The following is an 18,231-nucleotide window of genomic DNA, read 5'->3' on the forward strand; positions in this document are numbered from 1 at the left end:
GCAGCGAGCTACGCCGCCGCGCTGTTCGCCGCGCTCAGAACGGCGCGCACGCTCGCGGTTGCAACGTCCTCGTCGATACCGACGCCCCAGATCGTGCGCCCGTCGGCGTCGCGGCATTCGAGATAGGCGGCGGCGCGGGCATCGCGGCCGGTGCCGAGCGCGTGCTCGGTATAGTCCGCCACTTCGAGGCTCAGTCCGAACGCATCCTCTATCGTCGACAGGACGGAAGAAATCAGACCGTTGCCGCGCCCGCTGACACTCTGGCTTTCGCCGTCAACTTCGATCGTCCCGGTGAAAAGGCGCGATCCGTCAGCGGCACGCCGTTCCTCGTAATCGACGAGCTGGAAGTGCTTGTTTTCGGTCTGCACGTGGTAGGCTTCGCGGAATGCCTCCCAGATGTCTGCGGCACCGAGTTCGCGAGACTGGCTGTCTGCCAGAGCCTGCACATGGCGGGAAAAGTCCGCCTGCATCCGCTTGGGCAGCTTGAGGCCCTGATCCTGCTCGAGCACCCAGGCAAAGCCGCCCTTTCCGCTCTGCGAATTGACGCGGATCACCGCCTCGTAGGTTCGGCCGAGATCGGCGGGGTCGATGGGCAGATAGGGCACCCGCCAGCGCTCGTCGTTCTGCTGCTCCTGCGCGGCGAAGCCTTTCTTGATGGCGTCCTGGTGGCTCCCGGAAAACGCCGTGAACACGAGGTCGCCGCCGTAGGGATGGCGTTCGTGCACGGGCAGCTGGTTGCAGTACTCCACCGTTTCGATCACACGGTCGATGTCGGAAAAATCCAGCCTAGGATCAATGCCTTGCGTATACATGTTGAGAGCGACTGTCACGAGGCAGCAGTTGCCGGTGCGCTCGCCGTTGCCGAACAGACAGCCCTCGATCCGGTCCGCGCCTGCCATCAGTCCGAGTTCTGCCGCCGCGACGCCGGTCCCCCGGTCGTTATGCGTATGGAGCGAGATTACCGCGCGCTCGCGGTTCGGCAGATTGCGGCAGAAATATTCGATCTGGTCGGCGTAGATGTTAGGGGTCGCCGCCTCCACCGTGGCCGGCAGGTTCAGAATTATCGGTCGCTCCGCTGTCGGCTGCAAAACCTCCATCACCGCGGCGCAGACCTCGATGGAAAAGTCGAGTTCCGCGGTCGAGAAGGTCTCGGGCGAATACTGGAAGTGCCAGTCCGTATTGGGCCGCTTCTCCGTTTCGTCCGCCATGACTTCGGCCCCGCGCACCGCAATGCCTCGGACTTCGTCGCGGGTCATGCCGAACACGATCTCGCGCCAAGCCGGGCTGACTGCATTATAAAGATGGACGATGGCCGCGCGTGCGCTATCGAGGCTGGCAAAGCTGGTGCGGATCAGGTCTTCGCGGGACTGCGTCAGCACCTGCACCATGACGTCGTCCGGGATGCGGCCTGACTTCACAAGGCCGCTGATAAAGTCGAACTCGGTCGCGCCGGCACTGGGGAAGCCGACTTCGATCTCTTTGAGGCCGACTTCGACGAGTAGATCGAAGAAGCGGTTCTTCTTCACCGCGTCCATCGGATCGACGATCGCCTGATTACCGTCGCGAAGATCGGTCGACAGCCACCGCGGCGGCTGTGCTATACGCTGCGAGGGCCACTGCCGGTCAGGCAAATCGATAGGCGGGAAGGGTGCGTATTTGCCGCTCGGGTCAGGCATACGCCGGACGGCGGAAGGAGTCTGGTCGGTCATGGTAAGCTCGTATCGCGGTCAAAACGGTCAGGCGGGTAAGACATCCCTTGAGCGACACTCCGCGGCTGTTCGACGCGCGAAGTTTACGCCCAAGGGCGCATAAGTCGTAGAAGAAGAGCCTGCGATACGATCATTGCGCGCTTCCTATGCGTGAGCGCGCGAAAGTTGTCCAGTGTTTGCGAAAATCAGCCGCATTCGACCGACTGGATCGTGCCCGCTTCGTCGAGCATGATGGTGAGGCGGCGCGGATCGATATCGCTGTTTTCCTCTTCGGTAGGATCAATCCAGCGCACGTTGACGATCGGCGCGACCGCGCTGAGCAGCAAGCCGCGGGTTTCGGCCGAGGCTTCCTCGCCGATGAAGGGTTCGGCGAGACCGGCGTTGCAGCCCTCTTCGTCGGTGACGGCCACCGGCTCGCGGTTTGGCTCCCGGCCGTAATCGAAGACGGGTATTTCGGTATCGGCGGCCTGGCTGGGAATATCGCCGTCCTCGCCTACCGGGGTCGAATCGCTGCAGGCAGCGGACATCGCCAGAACGAAGGCGAGGGCGGGAAGACGGACGGCACGCATTATCGGTTTCTCCTGATTGTCGTTATCTCGAACGAACCGGTCACCTTCGCCGTTCCATATTGCCTTCGACCGGTTCGCCCATGAGCCGCGCAGCCGGGAATTACTTCTTCTCGAAGGCGACGCTGAATTCGATATCCACGACATCGCCGACCATCGGGAGAGCGTAGTCGATGCCGAATTCGGAGCGCTTGATCGATCCCTGACCCTCGAAGCCGATCGTTTCGACATCGCTCATCGGATTGGTCCCGGCACCGGTGAAACGGGCGTAGAGCCGCACCGGCTTGGTGATGCCATTCATCGTGAGATTGCCGTCGACATAGGCCGTCATGCCACCGGGACTGATTTCGACATTGGTCGAGCGGTAGGTCGCGGGTGCCGGCTCGGGTCCGAAGAAGTCGGGTTCCGCCCCGTCTTCGCCCGCGCGCAGGAGGTGGTCGCGCAGCCCTTCGCTCGGCACGGTGACCGAGGCGATGGGTATGGTCATCTCGACCGACGCCTCGCCCGGGTTTTCGGGATCGATCGTCAGTGTGCCGTCGACGTCGCCGAACAGGCCGAGGTAGTCGTTGAAGCCGAAGTGGTTGACCCGCCACTCAACGAGGCTGTGCGCAGGATCGGCGGTATAAGTCCCGCCGCTCACCTTGGACGGATCGACCATGCCCGGAGCCTCGGTCGGGCCGCCTTGGGCATTCACCGCCGCGACGGAAAGAACGCTAACGGACGCAGCTCCGGCTAGAATGATATGCGGCAGTTTCATGATATTTGCTCCGGATTTAGCGGTACTGAAAGAAGGTTACCCTACGAAGGTGGGGTCAGTTTTTCTCTTTGTCCACCAGCTTGTTCGCGCCGATCCAGGGCATCATCGCGCGCAGTTCCGCGCCGACCTTCTCGATCGGGTGCTCCGCCTGCCGCTTGCGGCTCGCCTTCATTTCGGGATTGCCGACCGAGTTGTCGACCATGAACCGCTGCACGAAACGGCCCGCCTGGATGTCTTCGAGGACGCGCTTCATTTCAGCTTTCGTTTCGTCGGTGATGATCCGGGGGCCGGTGTGGTAGTCGCCGTATTCGGCGGTGTTGCTGATCGAATAGCGCATGTTGGCGATGCCGCCCTCATAGAGCAGGTCGACTATCAGCTTGGTTTCGTGGAGGCACTCGAAATAGGCCATTTCGGGCGCGTAGCCCGCTTCGACCAGCGTCTCGAACCCGGCCATGATGAGGTTGGTGATGCCGCCGCACAGGACCGCCTGCTCGCCGAAAAGGTCAGTTTCGCACTCTTCCTTGAAGTTCGTCTCGATAATGCCCGAACGCCCGCCGCCGACCGCGCTGGCGTAAGAGAGGGCCAGCGCCTTCGCATGGCCGTTGTCGCCCGCTTCGGTCGATTCCTGGTGAACCGCGATGAGGCAAGGGACGCCGCCGCCGCGCTGATATTCGCTGCGTACGGTGTGGCCCGGACCCTTGGGCGCGATCATGATGACGTCGATGTCGGCAGGCGGCTCGATGAGGCCAAAATGGATGTTGAGGCCATGCGCGAAAGCGATGGCGGCGCCGGGCTTCATATTGCCGGCAAGGTCATCGGCCCAGATTTTCGCTTGATGCTCATCGGGCGCGAGGATCATGACGAGGTCCGCCCACTTCGCCGCTTCGGTATTCGACATGACGGTGAAGCCCGCGGCTTCCGCCTTGCGGCGCGTCGAGGAGCCTTCGCGCAGCGCGATCGCGATATCCTTAACGCCGCTGTCGCGCAGGTTCTGTGCATGGGCATGGCCCTGGCTGCCGTAGCCGACGATGGCGACCTTCTTGTTCTTGATGAGATCGGTATCCGCGTCGCCGTCGTAGTAAACTTTCACGTTGTCTTCCCCTTGTCGCGCGGCCCCGCATCGAAGGAGGCCGCCGGTTATTCATGTTTAGGATTGGTTTCCGCGCATCATGCCGACGCTGCCCGAGCGGCCGACTTCGGCCAGCCCGAGTCCGCGCATCAGCACGATGAAGCTGTCGATCTTGTCGGGCGCGCCCGTGATCTCGAACACGAAGCTGGAGGTCGTGCTGTCGACGACCTTCGCACGGAAGATCTCCGCGATTCTGAGTGCCTCGACCCGCGTGTCGCCCGTGCCGGTGACCTTCACGAGAGCCAGCTCGCGTTCGACGTGCGGCCCTTCTTCGGTCAGGTCGACAACCCGGTGGACCGGGATGAGCCGCTCGAGCTGCGCATGGATCTGGTCGATAACCGCGGGCGGCCCACCGGTGACGATGGTAATGCGGCTGACCGCGTGATCCTCGGAGATGTCGGCCACGGTCAGACTGTCAATATTGTAGCCGCGCGCGGTGAAGAGCCCGGCGATCTTCGCAAGGATGCCCGCCTCGTTGTCGACGATCACATTGAGGACGTGACGCTCGTAGGTTTGGTCGATGCCAGCCATCAGACGAGCGCCTTCGCCTGTTCCTCGATCACGTTGGTCGTGGAATCGCCGTAGAGCAGCATGTCGGTATGCGCCGCACCCGAAGGAATCATCGGCAGGCAGTTCGCGTCCTTCGATACCTGGCAATCGACGATCACCGGCCCGTCATGCGCGAGCATCGCCGCAATGCCCTCGTCGAGGTCGTGCTCGCCCGTGATGCGGATGCCCTTCCAACCGTAGCTTTCGGCGAGCTTCACGAAATCGGGCAGGCTGTCGCTGTAGGAGTTGGAATAGCGGCTTTCGTAGGTCAGTTCCTGCCATTGGCGGACCATGCCCATATATTCGTTGTTGAGGATGAAGATCTTGACCGGCAGGCGGTACTGGCTCGCCGTGCCGAGTTCCTGAATGTTCATCTGAATGCTCGCCTCGCCCGCGATGTCGATGACGAGCGCGTCCGGATTACCGAGCTGCGCTCCGATCGCTGCTGGCAGCCCGTATCCCATCGTGCCGAGCCCGCCGCTGGTCAGCCACTTGTTCGGTTTCATGAAGCCAAAATACTGCGCCGCCCACATCTGGTGCTGGCCGACTTCGGTGGTGATGATCGGATCGCGTTCCTTCGTCGCCGCGAACAGCCGCTGCACCGCCTTCTGCGGCATGAGCGGCGCGTCGCCTTTATTGTCGGGATACGCGAGGCTCTCGCGCGCTTTCCACCCGGCGATCCGCGACTTCCATTCGTTCAGCGGCCGGGCTTCGCGCGAACCCCACGCCTCGATAATCTGCTCCAGCACGGAAGCGCAATCACCGACAATACCGAGTTCGACGGGCACGTTCTTGTTGATCGAAGCGCGGTCGATGTCGATGTGAATTTTCTTCGAGGTGGGCGAGAATGCGTCGAGCCGGCCCGTCACCCGGTCGTCGAAGCGCGCGCCGACGCACACCATTACATCCGAGCGGTTCATCGCCATGTTGGCTTCCAGCGTGCCGTGCATCCCAAGCATTCCGAGCCAGTCGGGATGATCGGCGGGAAACGCGCCGAGGCCCATCAGGGTCGAGGTTACGGGCGCGCCGGTCAGTTCCTGCAGCTGACGCAGAAGTGCGGAAGCACGCGGTCCGGAGTTGATGACCCCGCCGCCGGTATAAAGGACCGGCCGTTCCGCTCCCGCGAGCATGTCGACCGCTTCCGCGATCTCTTCGGGCGAGCCGATCGTGCGCGGATCGTACCGCTTGGACCGCGTTCCTGCAGCCGCTTCGCCGTCCTTCAACTCGGCGAGTGCGATCTGCACGTCCTTGGGAATGTCGATCACGACCGGGCCCGGCCGGCCGGTGGTCGCGATGGCGAAGGCCTCCGCGATCGTGCCGGGGAGGTCCGAAGTGTTCTTCACGAGGTAGTTGTGCTTCGTGCAGTGCCGCGTGATGCCGACCGTATCGGCTTCCTGGAACGCGTCTGTCCCGATCAGCGGGACTGCGACCTGGCCGGTGATCACGACCAGCGGGATCGAATCCATATAGGCGTCGGCAATCGGCGTGACCGCATTGGTCGCGCCTGGACCGGAGGTGACGAGGACGACGCCGGGTTTACCGGTAGAGCGGGCGTAACCTTCCGCGGCGTGCGCCGCGCCGGCCTCGTGCCGGGCGAGAATGTGGCGGATACGCTCGTCGCCGTGGAGTTCGTCGTAGATGGGAAGCACCGCGCCGCCCGGATAGCCGAACACGAACTCCACGCCCTGCCGGACGAGGCATTCGATCAGGATGGCTGCGCCGTTATGCGTCGTACTCACGGTAATTCCCCGTTTCGCGGTGTTGCGCCCCCATAATAAAAGAGAGGGCCCGGTGCGATGGGGGAGTCGCGCCGGGCCGGAAACTTCTCCTATGCTTTCCTAAACTATGCGTCAACGGCTTAAATCCGGAAATAATATTTCTTTCATTGCGTCAGTTTTGAAATCAGGAGGAGCTGCGCGTGTCCATGAGGCCGGCGGCTGGCGGCGGAACCAAGTGTACTGGCGCTTCGCGTAGTTACGCGTGGCCTGCGCCCCGGCGGCAATCGCTTCTTCGCGGGAGCAACCACCGCTCAGGTAGCTGGCGATTTCACGAACGCCGATCGCGCGCATGACGGGAAGGGCGGGGTCGAGGTCGCGGGCGAGCAGTTCGCGCACTTCCTCGACCGCGCCTTCATCGAACATCTGTGCGAAGCGCCGGTCGCACCGCTCGTACAGCCACCCGCGGTCCGGCAGCAGTACGGCCGCCCGCAGGTCCACTTCCTCGCCGATTCCGCCGACTTTCTCCTGCCGCCAGTCGCGGATCGATTTGCCGGTGGAGCGCACCACTTCGAGCGCGCGAGTCGTTCGCGCGGCGTCGGCAGGGGCGAGCGCGGCGGCGCTTTGCGGGTCTTCTTGTGTTAGCGCTGCGTAGGCTTCGTCCTGCGGCATCGCCCGTACCTCGGACCGAATGGCTGGATCGATCGGCGGAATGGGCGCGATCCCGTCGAGCAGGGTTTGCAGATACATACCGGTCCCGCCGACGAGGATCGGGACGACGTGAGCCCCGTGCAGTTCCGCAATCACGCGCTTCGCCTCGGCCGCCCAATCGGCTGCGGAGCACGCTTGCGCTCCGTCCCACGTGCCGAAGAGGTGATGTGGCACGCCCGTCATCTCGTCTTCGGAAGGCCGCGCGGACAGCACCGTCAGATCGGCATAGACCTGCGCGCTGTCGGAGTTAATGATGGCGGCCGATTGTCCGGTATTCTCCAGCGCTTGCGCGAGACCGACGGCAAATGCGCTCTTGCCGCTGGCGGTTGGCCCTGCAATGAGCGCGAGCGGCGGCTTCCTGCCGCCGAACAGGGGAGCATCCGGTTTGGCCATCGCGCGCGTCATAGCAGATCCCGATCACTTGTCCCGGACGTTCGACGACGCCCTGCGCGCGCTTGCGGCCGAGGGTTTGCCGGTCGCTTTGGCGCAGATGCTGAACGACGAGGGGACCGTACTCGAATTTTCGTTCCCCGAAGGCTCGCCGCAGCGCCTTCATGCCGCACTGGTTGAAAAATTCGCACCCTGCGACGTGCTGGTCGGTGCGGACACTCTGGCGCCCCCGCACCTGTTCGTTTCGGACATGGATTCGACCATGATCGGCCAGGAATGCATCGACGAACTCGCCGATTACGCGGGCCTCAAGGAAAAGATTTCCGCGATAACGGAGCGCGCGATGCAGGGCGAACTCGACTTCGAGGCTGCGCTTCGCGAGCGGGTCGCGCTGCTCGAAGGGCTGGAGGAGCAGGCGATTAGCGACTGTCTTTCCGAACGGATCGAGCCGATGGCAGGCGCGCGCGAACTGGTGGCGACGCTGAAGCATAAAGGCGCACACTGCGTGCTCGTGACCGGCGGCTTCCATCACTTCGCCGATCCGATCGGGGAAATGCTGGGCTTCGACCGAGTGGTCGGCAACCGGCTCGGCGTTGCGGACGGCAAGCTGACCGGCAAGCTCGTCGGCCCGGTGGTCGACAGTTCGGTCAAGCGCAGCGTGCTCGAAGAAGAGCGCGAGCGGCTCGGAGAGGGCGCGCTGGTGCTCGCGACCGGCGACGGGGCGAATGACATCCCGATGATCGAGGCTGCGGATTACGGCGTGGCCTATCACGCCAAGCCGAAAGCGCGCGAGGCAGCGAACGGCAGCATCGGCGCGGGCGATCTGACTTCGGTGCTGACGCTACTCGGTATCGATCACAGCGATTGGGTCGCTGCCTAACCGAGGTCAGAGCCAGGTCGTAATCGCGGAGAGCGGCTTCTTGGTCGCTGCGTGCCGCGTCACCGTGGCGGCGTCCGCTGGCTTGCCGACTACGACGATCATCAGCGGCTTCTCATGCGCCGGACGCCCGCAGATTTCGCGCAGGAAGTTCATCGGCGAGGGCGTATGCGTCAGCGTCGCGCAGCCTGCCTCATGGAGCACGGTGAGCAGCATCCCGCAAGCAATTCCGACGCTTTCGTTGACGTAGTAATTCTGCGTTTCGCCGTCGCGCTCGATCCCGCCCTTGCGCTGTGCGAACACAACGATCAGCCACGGCGCGGTTTCGAGGAAGGGCTTGTTCGCGTCCGTACCGAAAGGCGCAAGCGCACCAAGCCATTCGTCGCCCGCCTTGCCCGAATAAAAGGCGCGCTCTTCCTTCTCCGCCGCTTCGCGGATGGCGCATTTCTTCTCCGGCGAAGAGATCGCGACGAAGTGCCACGGCTGGTGGTTCGCGCCGTTTGGCGCTGAGCCGGCAGCGGAGATGGCGGCCTCGATTACCTGGCGCGGGATCAGCTCATCTGAGAAATAGCGGCAGCTTCGCCGGGCCGCGAGCCGGTCGCGCATTGCTTCGGCCCGCGCGATACGCTCGTCGTCGGAGAGGTCCGGCAGGTTGTAGGGCAGGTTGCTCATCGAACCTGCCGCGCCTCAGCCTTCCATCCAGTCGCGGAAGAAGCTGTCGTGCGCCTCGCGCAGATCGGCCAGTGATACGCCGAGCAGGCTGTCGCCGCCGACGGTTCCGATGCGGTGGAAGCCGACGAGCGAGGCTTCGTCGGTTTCCGGGCCCTCCGCGACGAGGCGGTTGAACGCCTCGACCTTGTCGGCGGATACCGTCACGACATAGCGCGCCTGGTCCTCACCGAACCACCACTGCGCTGCGCTATATGCTTCACTGGGCGTAACTTCCGCGCCGAGATTTCCGGCCAGCGCCATTTCCGCGAGTGCCGCGGCCAGACCGCCGTCCGAAACGTCATGCACCGCGCTAACAAGCTTTTCTTCGATCAGGCGGCGCACGATCCGGCCTGACCCAAGCTCGGCGGCAAGATCGACCGGCGGAGCGCGCCCCTCGTCGCGGCCGTGCACTACAGACAGCCACAGCGATTTGCCGAGGTGTGAGCGCGTCGGATCGGGGCGTGCCCAGAACTCTGGCGCGATAAGATAGATCGCATCGCCCTCGGCCTTGAACGGCATCGTCGCCATCGTGTCGTAATCGTCGATAATACCAACGCCGCCGATCGCGGGGGTGGGCAGAATGGCGGAGCCGCCGCCGGTCGCCTTGCTCTCGTTGTAAAGGCTGACGTTGCCGCTCACGATCGGAAAGTCGAGCGCAAGGCAAGCGTCGCCCATGCCTTCGAGCGCGTGGACGAACTGCGCCATGATCTCGGGCCGCTGCGGGTTCGCGAAATTGAGGCAATTGGTGACCGCGAGCGGGCGCGCTCCGACGGCGCAAAGGTTGCGGTAAGCCTCGGCAATGGCCTGCTTGCCGCCTTCGTACGGGTCGGCATGGACGTAGCGCGGCGTGCAATCGGTGGAGATCGCAAGCGCCTTCCTCGTGCCGTGGACGCGCACGACGCCGGCATCGCCGCCGGTCTGAAGCGTATCCGCGCCGACCTGACTGTCGTATTGCTGAGAAATCCAGCGCTTGCTCGCGAGGTTGGGCGAAGCGAGCAGCTTGAGCAAATCGGCGCCGACGTCATTGCTCTCCGGTACGCCGTCCAGCGGCTTGATCTCGGCCCAGACCGTGTATTCCTCTTTCGAGAGGTAGGGCCGGTCGTATTCAGGCGCATCGGCAGCCAGCGGCCCCAGCGGAATGTCGCACACGACCTCGCCGCCGAACTCCAGCACCATGTGCTGCGTATCAGTCACCTCGCCGATGACTGCGAAATCGAGCTCCCACTTCTCGAAGATCGCCGCCGCCATCTTCTCCTTGCCTGGCTTCAGAACCATGAGCATCCGCTCCTGGCTTTCCGACAGCATCATTTCGTACGGCGTCATGCCTTCTTCGCGGCATGGCACCTTGTCCATGTCGAGGCGGATCCCCGCCTTGCCGTTGGTCGCCATTTCGACGCTGGAGGAAGTGAGGCCGGCCGCGCCCATGTCCTGGATCGCGACGATCGCATCGGTCGCCATCAGTTCGAGGCAGGCTTCGATCAGCAGCTTTTCGGTGAAGGGATCGCCGACCTGTACCGTCGGGCGCTTCGCCTCAGCATCTTCTTCGAAGTCCGCGCTCGCCATCGTGGCGCCGTGGATGCCGTCGCGCCCGGTCTTTGAGCCGACGTAGACGATCGGGTTGCCGACACCCGTAGCCGCCGAATAGAAAATCTTGTCGCGATCGGCAACGCCGACCGTCATCGCATTGACGAGTATGTTGCCGTCGTAGGCGGGGTGGAAGTTCGTCTCCCCGCAAACGGTCGGCACGCCCACGCAGTTGCCATAGCCGCCGATGCCAGCGACGACGCCCTGCACGAGGTGCTTCATCTTCGGATGATCGGGCCGTCCGAAGCGCAGCGCGTTGGCATTGGCAACCGGCCGTGCGCCCATGGTGAACACGTCGCGCAGGATGCCGCCGACACCCGTCGCCGCTCCCTGATAGGGCTCGATGTAGGAGGGGTGGTTGTGGCTCTCCATCTTGAAGATCGCCGCCTGACCGTCGCCGATGTCGATGACGCCCGCGTTCTCGCCCGGTCCGCAGATGACCCACGGTGCTTCGGTCGGCAACTTCTTGAGATGGAGCCGGCTCGATTTATACGAGCAATGCTCGCTCCACATGACGGAGAAGATGCCCAGTTCCACAAGGTTCGGCTCGCGGCCCAGCGCATTCAGCACGCGCTCGTATTCCTCGGCCGAAAGTCCGTGCTGTTCGACGATTTCAGGGGTGATCTGTGACTCGGCTTTACTCATGCGATGCGCGTTAGCGCCGCGCGCCCTTTGCCGCTAGTCCCGCCGCGCCATTATGCGGCGTCTGCTACCCATCCGGCATGACGCCTGCCGCGCCGCTTGACCCCGCCGCTTTGCCCCGCCAAAGCTTGCCGCCGCCATGGACGAAGCTGCGCCGAACCTTACCGAACTGACTTTCGAGGATGCGCTGCGTCAGCTCGAAGCGGTCGTGAAACAACTCGAGAGCGGCGACGTACCGCTCGACGAATCCATCGATCTTTACGAGCGCGGCGAGGCGCTGCGCAAACATTGTCAGGCCCGCCTCGATGCGGCGCAGGCGCGGATCCAGAAGATCGTGACCGATGCGTCGGGCAAGCCGGTGCGGACAGAGGAATTCGGCAGCGATGGCTGATAAGGCCGGTGCGAACGTTGTCAGCGGCCGGTTGGGCAAGGCACTTACGCGGGTCCAGCGCGAGGTGGACGATTTCTTCGATGCCGCTCTTGTCGTTCCCAATGATGCGCGCCGCCGGCTGGTCGATGCCATGCGCTATGCCGTGGTGGGCGGTGGCAAGCGGGTCCGCCCCCTCCTTTGTATTGCGACGGCCGACCTGTTCGGCGTGGACCGCGCGACATCGCTGCGTGCCGGATGCGCGGTCGAGGCAATCCACGTCTATTCGCTGATCCACGACGATCTTCCCTGCATGGACGATGACGAACTGCGGCACGGGCGAGAAACCGTCCATCTCAAGTTCGACGAGGCGACGGCTGTGCTGGCGGGCGATTCGCTGCACGCCTTCGCGTTCGAGTTGCTCTCCGGCCAGCACATGAGCGGCGACCCGTTCACCCGCGCGCAGCTCGTCGAGTGTCTCGCGCTGGCAAGCGGCCACAACGGCATGGCGGGCGGGCAGATGATGGACCTCGCCGCCGATTACGAAGACGTGCCGCCGTTCGATCTGCATTCGATCACCCGGCTGCAGCAACTGAAGACTGGCGCGCTGCTCAGTGCTTCGGTCGAGATGGGAATGATCCTAGGTCATGTGCCGCATGAAGGGCGGGGCAACCTGACGAACTATGCGCGCGACATCGGCCTCGCGTTCCAGATCGCCGACGACCTGCTCGATGTCGAAGGGGATGAGGACAAGGCCGGCAAGGCACTTCGGAAAGACGACGAGAAGGGCAAGCAGACTTTCGTGACTCTAATGGGAGTGGATCAGGCCCGCGCGCAGGCCCGCGCACTCGTCGACCAGGCGATCGGTCATCTGGCACCATACGGCGAAGAGGCCGTGCTACTGGCGGACCTCGCGCGCTTCATCGTGGAACGGGACAGGTAGACATCTGATGCGCATCGGCATTTATCCCGGCACCTTCGATCCGGTCACTCTGGGTCACGCGGATATCATCCGCCGCGGTGCGAAGCTCGTCGACAAGCTGATCGTCGGCGTGACTACCAACCCATCGAAGAACCCCATGTTCACGCCCGACGAACGGATGGAAATGATGCGCGGCGAGATCGACCGGCTCGGTCTGCAGAATGTCGAGATAGAAGGCTTCGATGCGCTGCTGATGAAGTTCGCCCGGCATGTCGGCGCAGGCATCATCATTCGCGGCCTGCGCGCAGTCGCGGATTTCGAGTACGAATACCAGATGGCGGGGATGAACCAGCAGATCGACGATACGATCGAGACCGTGTTCCTCATGGCGGACATCTCGCTGCAGCCGATCGCGTCCAAGCTGGTGAAGGAAATCGCCATCTACGGCGGTGATATCGCGCCCTTCGTCAGCGCGCCGGTGCGGCAGCTGGTCGAGGAGCGGGTCGAGACCATTGGGCGGCGCGGCGAATACTGAGGACGGTACTTCCGGCATTCATTGAAACGACAGTCGATGCGCTCTAAGCGGCGACCCTGACACCTTACGAACAGAAAATCGGCGATATAACGATGCTCAAATCCATTCTCGCATTCGGCGCGGCAGCGGCGCTCGCCATGCCCGCTTCTTTGATGGCGCAGGATGCTCCGCCCGAGGCGGCGCCGGTATCGCAGCCTGCGACGAACTACAGCGCGAAGGTGAACTTCAACCTTTCGGAAGACCGCGACAATATCCTGCTGCTGGACCTGTCCAACGGCCAGCGGGTCGCGGTTCGCCTGATGCCCGAATGGGCGCCCAATCACGTAGAGCGCGTCAAGACGCTGTCGCGCCAAGGCTTTTACGACGGGGTCATCTTCCACCGCGTCATCGACGGGTTCATGGCGCAAAGCGGCGATCCGACCGGGACCGGGCAGGGGGGTTCGCAGCTTCCCGATCTCGAGGAAGAGTTCAATCCGCTGCCGCACGTGCGCGGAACGATCTCCATGGCGCGCGGCAGCGAGGAAGACAGCGCCAACAGCCAGTTCTTCATCGTCTTCTACCCGCGCTTCAGCCTCGACAAGCGCTACACGAATTTCGGCCGGGTCATTTCCGGTATGGAAGCGGTCGATGCCATCAACAGGGGCGAGCCGCCTGCCGATCCGACGCGCATTCTGCAAGCTTCGATCGCGAGCGACAATCGTCCGGTTCCGGTAATGCCGCAGCCGGCTCCGGCGGAAGAGATCAGCGTGGAAGACCTCTCCGCGCCGCTCGAAGCGCAGTAAACATCGCCGGCCCGCGCGGCGGGTCGCGGTTGATCCGATGCGGGTAGACCTGTTCGATTTCGCGCTGCCGCAAGAGCTTATCGCGCTGCGCCCTGCCGTTCCGCGCGATGCCGCGCGGATGCTGGTGGTGGACGGTAACGCACCGCTGCGCGATGCGGGCGTGCGCGATCTGCCGGGGTTGCTACGCGACGGGGACGTACTCGTCTTTAACGACACCCGCGTCATACCGGCACAGCTTACCGGCACGCGCGGCGAGGCGACCATCGGCGCGACTCTCCACAAGCGCCTCGACCTCCGCCGCTGGCAGGCGTTCATCCGCAATGCGAAACGCCTGAATGAAGGCGACCGGATCGACTTCGGTGGCGGCGTATCCGCAATCGCCGAAGCACGACATTCGGACGGCAGCTTCACGCTCCTTTTCGAAGGCGAAGAGCCGGTCGAGGTGCTGCTGTCGCGCGCCGGGACCATGCCGCTCCCGCCCTATATCGCGAGCCGCCGTCAGATCGACGAGCGGGACCACGAGGACTATCAAACGATGTTCGCCGCGGCCGACGGCGCCGTCGCTGCCCCCACCGCCGCGCTTCACTTTACGGCTGACCTCATCACCGCGTTGGACGAGGCGGGGATCGCTCGCGAAACGCTGACGCTGCATGTAGGGGCGGGGACTTTCCTGCCGGTAAAGGCCGAGGATACCGACGACCACAGAATGCATGCCGAATGGGGCGAGATCGCGCCCGACGTCGCCCAGCGCCTGAACGAAGCGCGCCAGAATGGCGGACGCTTGATTGCAGTCGGCACGACGAGCCTGCGCCTGCTCGAAAGCGCGACGAGCGAGGACCGCGTCATCCACCCCTTTTCCGCCGACACCGACATCTTCATCACACCGGGCTACCGGTTTCGCGCTGTGGACGGCCTGATGACCAACTTCCATCTGCCGAAGTCGACACTTTTCATGCTCGTGAGCGCGCTGATGGGCCGCGAGCGTATGCAGGAAGCCTACGCACACGCGATCGCAAACGCGTACCGCTTCTACAGCTACGGCGATTCGAACCTGCTCCTGCCCGAACGCGGCTGACGCGATTGCCGCGCGCCGCCCGCCCGGCTAGGTGCGGGCGCATCATGAGCGAACGCTTCTCCTTCTCCATCCACGCCCGCGACGGCAAGGCCCGGACCGGCGAAATTGCCATGCGGCGCGGCATGATCCGCACGCCCGCCTTCATGCCGGTCGGCACGGCCGCGACGGTCAAGGCGATGAAGCCGGAAACTGTCCGGCAGACGGGTGCCGACATCATCCTCGGCAATACCTATCACCTGATGCTGCGCCCCGGTGCTGAGCGGGTGGCGCGCCTCGGCGGACTGCACCGCTTCATGAACTGGCACCGGCCGATCCTGACCGACAGCGGCGGCTATCAAGTGATGAGCCTGTCCGACCTGAGAAAGCTGACCGAGGAGGGCGTCGAATTTCGCAGCCATATCGACGGCTCGAAACACATGCTGACGCCTGAACGCAGCATGGAAATCCAGCGGTTGCTCGGTTCCGACGTCGTAATGGCGTTCGACGAGTGTCCGCGCGCCGATCAAGAGCGCGACGCCATCGCCCGCTCGATGGAAATGTCGATGCGCTGGGCAAAACGCAGCCGCGATGCGTTCGATGGCGGCGAGGAACACGCGGCAGGCGCAGCGCTGTTCGGCATCCAGCAGGGTGCGCTTCACGAAGATCTGCGCACCGCATCGGCGGACGCTCTGAAAGACATCGGCTTCGATGGCTATGCGATCGGCGGACTCGCCGTGGGCGAGGGGCAGGAGGCGATGTTCGGCGTCCTCGACTATGCGCCGAGGCAGTTGCCAGACGGTCGGCCCCGCTACCTTATGGGCGTCGGCAAGCCGGACGATCTGGTCGGTGCGGTAGCGCGCGGAGTCGATATGTTCGACTGCGTTCTGCCGAGCCGGTCAGGCCGCAACGGGCAGGCGTTCACCTGGAACGGCCCGCTCAACATCCGCAACGCGCGTTTCGCCGAAGACACCGCGCCGCTCGACGAAGACTGCTCGTGCGCCGCCTGCTCAGACTACTCCCGCGCGTACCTTCACCACTTGAACAAGGCCGGCGAAATCCTCGGCGCGATGCTGATGACCGAGCACAATATCGCTTTTTACCAGCAATTGATGGCAGCAATGCGGGAAGCGATCGCGGAGGGCCGGTTTGCCGATTTCACTAAAACTTTCCTTTACAACTATTTGCAACCATAAATGCTGTCGGCCGTGGCTATCGCGGACAAGTTGGGGGACATTATGATACGCAACATTTTCTTGGCGCTTGCCGGATCCGGTGCGGTTTGTTCGCTGCCGCTTTATGCGCAGACGACCGACCTTGAGGAAGCTGCCATTGTTTTCGGCTCCCGCGAAGAGATTGCCGACATCAGCCTTTCTCCGTCCGGAAACAAGCTTGCTTACGTTTCGCCGGTCGGTAATTCGACCGAAGCCATTTACGTTGTCAATCTGGTGGCCAGTGCCGAACCGGTCCCGATTACGAAGTACGAGGAGAAAACGGGGCAGATCACGTCGTGTGACTGGGCGACCGAGGAGCGCTTGGTTTGCACTGTTTTTGTGACTGCTAAGAGCGGCGGTATGCTGCTCGGCTTTACGCGCGTACTCGCAGTTGGCGACGACGGAAAAGAAGCGAAAATGCTGACAGAGCGAACGTCTTTCCGGGCTTTGGGGCTTAAGCAGGATGGAGGCGACGTACTCTCTCTCGACCTGGACGGTGATACGAACAAGATCTTGATGACCAGCCAGTGGGTTAAGGAAAGTACCATTGGAACGCGCCTTGCCAATGATCGGGAGGGACTGGGAGTGGATAAGATCGACGTAGTGACCGGGCGGCGTACGAAGGTCGAAAATCCGGACGCCGATGCAATCGGATATGTTGCGGACGGATCTGGCGAAGTGCGCCTCAAGATACGTCAGCCGGATACGTCCTCGGGCTATGCCGCGGATCGGCTGCTGTTCTACTTCAGGCTTCAAGGTTCGAACAGATGGGAGCTACTGTCCCGGGTCAATACTGACAGTCAGACGTACGACGGCCTCTATCCAGTAGCGATCGATTCAACCCAAAATATCGCTTACGCTTTCGCCCAAAAAGACGGTCACGAGGCGCTTTACACGATCCCGCTCGAAGAAAATGGCGAGCCTTCGTTGATGATGGCGCGGGAAGACGCGGATATAGATAGGCTCATCCGCATTGGCCGAGACCGCCGGGTGGTTGGCGCTAGCTACGCGACCGAAAAGCGCGAGATCGCCTATCTCGATCCGGAATTGAAAGCTTTGTCGCAACAGCTTCACCAAGCGTTGCCGGGACAACCGCTCGTCAACATCATCGGTGCAAGCGCTGACGAAAGTAAACTGATGATCGTGGCGGCGAGCGACACCGATCCCGGGATGACGTATCTGTACGACAAGGCGACGCATCAGCTTGAACCACTCTTGCCCCTGAGACGATTCATGGACGGGCGCGAAATGGGAAAGATGACTCCGGTCTCCTTTCCAGCTGGCGATGGTACGATGATTCCCGGATACCTCACCCTTCCGCCGAACTCGGACGGGAAGGATTTGCCAGCCATCGTTCTGCCGCACGGCGGACCGAGCGCGCGCGATGAGTGGGGTTTTGATTGGCTCGTCCAGTTCTTCACCGCACGCGGATACGCGGTCTTGCAACCCAACTATCGCGGGTCGTCAGGGTACGGCAGTGAGTGGTTCGGCAAGAACGGTTTCCAGGCATGGGAAACGGCGATCGGCGATGTGAACGACGCCGGGCGCTGGCTCGTGAAAGAGGGTATTGCCAACCGCGAAAAGCTCGCAGTCGTAGGTTGGTCTTACGGGGGATACGCTGCATTACAATCGCAAGTTCTCGATCCGGAACTGTACAAGGCTGTTGTCGCTATCGCACCTGTGACCGATCTGGAGCAACTGCGATCCGAGAGCATGCGCTATGTCAGCGGCAAACTGGTCGACGCGTTTATTGGAAGCGGCGATCATGTCCGCACTGGTAGTCCGGCACGGAACGCCGAGAAGTTTCAGTCGCCGGTACTGCTCGTGCACGGGGATCTCGACCAGAACGTCGATATCGCGCAGTCCCGGGTAATGAAGAACAAGCTGGAAAACGCAGGAAAACGGGTCGAATTTTTGGAGTTCGAAAACGTGACGCACTCGCTCGGCGAAACCGAGGTACGGATCGCAATGTTGAAAAAAGTGGACGATTTTCTAGCGTCAAATCTCGCTCAGTGAGCTG

17 protein-coding genes are annotated in these 18,231 nt (G+C 62.9%); 8 read left to right on the plus strand and 9 right to left on the minus strand.

Annotated elements, in window-relative coordinates; translation table 11 throughout:
- Nucleotides 1–8: 8 nt before the first annotated feature.
- The 7 genes from leuA to miaA all read right to left on the minus strand — a co-directional run bounded on the left by leuA (nt 9) and on the right by miaA (nt 7,541).
- A complete protein-coding gene (gene leuA, locus HUV48_RS01605) occupies nt 9–1,709 on the minus strand; it encodes a 2-isopropylmalate synthase (RefSeq protein WP_176266016.1) in 1,701 nt (566 codons plus the stop codon).
- Between the two features lie 185 nt (nt 1,710–1,894).
- Nucleotides 1,895–2,278 (minus strand): hypothetical protein, encoded by a 384-nt coding sequence (locus HUV48_RS01610; RefSeq protein ID WP_176266017.1) that lies wholly within the window; start codon nt 2,276–2,278, stop codon nt 1,895–1,897.
- 100 nt (nt 2,279–2,378) lie between these two features.
- On the minus strand, nt 2,379–3,032 hold the full coding sequence (locus HUV48_RS01615) for a YceI family protein (RefSeq protein WP_176266018.1): 654 nt from the start codon (nt 3,030–3,032) through the stop codon (nt 2,379–2,381).
- Between the two features lie 55 nt (nt 3,033–3,087).
- A complete protein-coding gene (gene ilvC / locus HUV48_RS01620; protein WP_176266019.1) occupies nt 3,088–4,122 on the minus strand; it encodes a ketol-acid reductoisomerase in 1,035 nt (344 codons plus the stop codon).
- A 57-nt stretch (nt 4,123–4,179) separates the two neighbouring features.
- Complete coding sequence (gene ilvN / locus HUV48_RS01625) at nt 4,180–4,692, minus strand: acetolactate synthase small subunit (protein ID WP_176266020.1); 513 nt, start codon at nt 4,690–4,692, stop codon at nt 4,180–4,182.
- A complete protein-coding gene (gene ilvB / locus HUV48_RS01630) occupies nt 4,692–6,449 on the minus strand; it encodes a biosynthetic-type acetolactate synthase large subunit (protein WP_176266021.1) in 1,758 nt (585 codons plus the stop codon). The genes ilvN and ilvB overlap by 1 nt, the downstream gene beginning before the upstream one ends.
- A 111-nt stretch (nt 6,450–6,560) precedes the next feature.
- The gene (gene miaA, locus HUV48_RS01635) at nt 6,561–7,541 is read right to left on the minus strand and encodes a tRNA (adenosine(37)-N6)-dimethylallyltransferase MiaA (RefSeq protein ID WP_176266022.1); all 981 of its coding nucleotides are present in this window, start codon (nt 7,539–7,541) and stop codon (nt 6,561–6,563) included.
- 16 nt (nt 7,542–7,557) lie between these two features.
- Here miaA and serB point away from each other — a divergent pair, with 16 nt between their 5' ends.
- Nucleotides 7,558–8,406, plus strand: coding sequence for a phosphoserine phosphatase SerB (gene serB / locus HUV48_RS01640; protein WP_225871479.1), 849 nt, complete (start codon nt 7,558–7,560; stop codon nt 8,404–8,406).
- Between the two features lie 6 nt (nt 8,407–8,412).
- Here the strand turns inward: serB and HUV48_RS01645 are convergent, their stop codons facing one another.
- Together HUV48_RS01645 and purL are read right to left on the minus strand one after the other, a co-directional pair.
- The gene (locus HUV48_RS01645; RefSeq protein ID WP_176266024.1) at nt 8,413–9,075 is read right to left on the minus strand and encodes a nitroreductase family protein; all 663 of its coding nucleotides are present in this window, start codon (nt 9,073–9,075) and stop codon (nt 8,413–8,415) included.
- A 15-nt stretch (nt 9,076–9,090) separates the two neighbouring features.
- Nucleotides 9,091–11,343, minus strand: a complete 2,253-nt coding sequence (gene purL, locus HUV48_RS01650) for a phosphoribosylformylglycinamidine synthase subunit PurL (protein WP_176266025.1) — start codon at nt 11,341–11,343, stop codon at nt 9,091–9,093.
- Nucleotides 11,344–11,479: 136 nt separating this feature from the next.
- Here purL and HUV48_RS01655 point away from each other — a divergent pair, with 136 nt between their 5' ends.
- From HUV48_RS01655 to HUV48_RS01685, 7 genes are all read left to right on the plus strand, one after another.
- Complete coding sequence (locus HUV48_RS01655) at nt 11,480–11,731, plus strand: exodeoxyribonuclease VII small subunit (RefSeq protein ID WP_176266026.1); 252 nt, start codon at nt 11,480–11,482, stop codon at nt 11,729–11,731.
- Nucleotides 11,724–12,650 carry a polyprenyl synthetase family protein gene (locus HUV48_RS01660; protein WP_176266027.1) on the plus strand — a complete coding sequence of 309 codons (927 nt, stop codon included), beginning with the start codon at nt 11,724–11,726 and terminating at the stop codon, nt 12,648–12,650. The genes HUV48_RS01655 and HUV48_RS01660 overlap by 8 nt, the downstream gene beginning before the upstream one ends.
- Nucleotides 12,651–12,657: 7 nt before the next feature.
- Nucleotides 12,658–13,164 carry a pantetheine-phosphate adenylyltransferase gene (coaD, locus tag HUV48_RS01665; RefSeq protein ID WP_176266028.1) on the plus strand — a complete coding sequence of 169 codons (507 nt, stop codon included), beginning with the start codon at nt 12,658–12,660 and terminating at the stop codon, nt 13,162–13,164.
- A 92-nt stretch (nt 13,165–13,256) separates the two neighbouring features.
- A complete protein-coding gene (locus HUV48_RS01670) occupies nt 13,257–13,946 on the plus strand; it encodes a peptidylprolyl isomerase (RefSeq protein ID WP_176266029.1) in 690 nt (229 codons plus the stop codon).
- A 37-nt stretch (nt 13,947–13,983) separates the two neighbouring features.
- A complete protein-coding gene (queA, locus tag HUV48_RS01675; RefSeq protein ID WP_176266030.1) occupies nt 13,984–15,021 on the plus strand; it encodes a tRNA preQ1(34) S-adenosylmethionine ribosyltransferase-isomerase QueA in 1,038 nt (345 codons plus the stop codon).
- Nucleotides 15,022–15,065: 44 nt separating this feature from the next.
- Nucleotides 15,066–16,193 (plus strand): tRNA guanosine(34) transglycosylase Tgt, encoded by a 1,128-nt coding sequence (gene tgt, locus HUV48_RS01680; RefSeq protein WP_176266031.1) that lies wholly within the window; start codon nt 15,066–15,068, stop codon nt 16,191–16,193.
- Entirely contained in the window at nt 16,194–18,227 is a 2,034-nt protein-coding gene (locus tag HUV48_RS01685) for an alpha/beta hydrolase family protein (RefSeq protein WP_225871480.1), read from the plus strand. It abuts the gene before it with no gap.
- The last annotated feature ends 4 nt before the right edge of the window (nt 18,228–18,231 follow it).

The organism is Qipengyuania atrilutea, assembly GCF_013370205.1.
Classification (GTDB): Bacteria; Pseudomonadota; Alphaproteobacteria; order Sphingomonadales; family Sphingomonadaceae; genus Actirhodobacter; species Actirhodobacter atriluteus.

Coding starts and splice junctions, on each gene's coding strand:
- HUV48_RS01685 (WP_225871480.1), top strand. CDS start 16,194: ATGCTGTCGGCCGTGGCTATCGCGGACAAGTTGGGGGACATTATGATA.
- HUV48_RS01660 (WP_176266027.1), top strand. CDS start 11,724: ATGGCTGATAAGGCCGGTGCGAACGTTGTCAGCGGCCGGTTGGGCAAG.
- miaA (WP_176266022.1), bottom strand. CDS start 7,541: ATGACGCGCGCGATGGCCAAACCGGATGCTCCCCTGTTCGGCGGCAGG.
- purL (WP_176266025.1), bottom strand. CDS start 11,343: ATGAGTAAAGCCGAGTCACAGATCACCCCTGAAATCGTCGAACAGCAC.
- HUV48_RS01655 (WP_176266026.1), top strand. CDS start 11,480: ATGGACGAAGCTGCGCCGAACCTTACCGAACTGACTTTCGAGGATGCG.
- leuA (WP_176266016.1), bottom strand. CDS start 1,709: ATGACCGACCAGACTCCTTCCGCCGTCCGGCGTATGCCTGACCCGAGC.
- HUV48_RS01610 (WP_176266017.1), bottom strand. CDS start 2,278: ATGCGTGCCGTCCGTCTTCCCGCCCTCGCCTTCGTTCTGGCGATGTCC.
- queA (WP_176266030.1), top strand. CDS start 13,984: ATGCGGGTAGACCTGTTCGATTTCGCGCTGCCGCAAGAGCTTATCGCG.
- HUV48_RS01615 (WP_176266018.1), bottom strand. CDS start 3,032: ATGAAACTGCCGCATATCATTCTAGCCGGAGCTGCGTCCGTTAGCGTT.
- HUV48_RS01645 (WP_176266024.1), bottom strand. CDS start 9,075: ATGAGCAACCTGCCCTACAACCTGCCGGACCTCTCCGACGACGAGCGT.
- ilvN (WP_176266020.1), bottom strand. CDS start 4,692: ATGGCTGGCATCGACCAAACCTACGAGCGTCACGTCCTCAATGTGATC.
- HUV48_RS01670 (WP_176266029.1), top strand. CDS start 13,257: ATGCTCAAATCCATTCTCGCATTCGGCGCGGCAGCGGCGCTCGCCATG.
- coaD (WP_176266028.1), top strand. CDS start 12,658: ATGCGCATCGGCATTTATCCCGGCACCTTCGATCCGGTCACTCTGGGT.
- tgt (WP_176266031.1), top strand. CDS start 15,066: ATGAGCGAACGCTTCTCCTTCTCCATCCACGCCCGCGACGGCAAGGCC.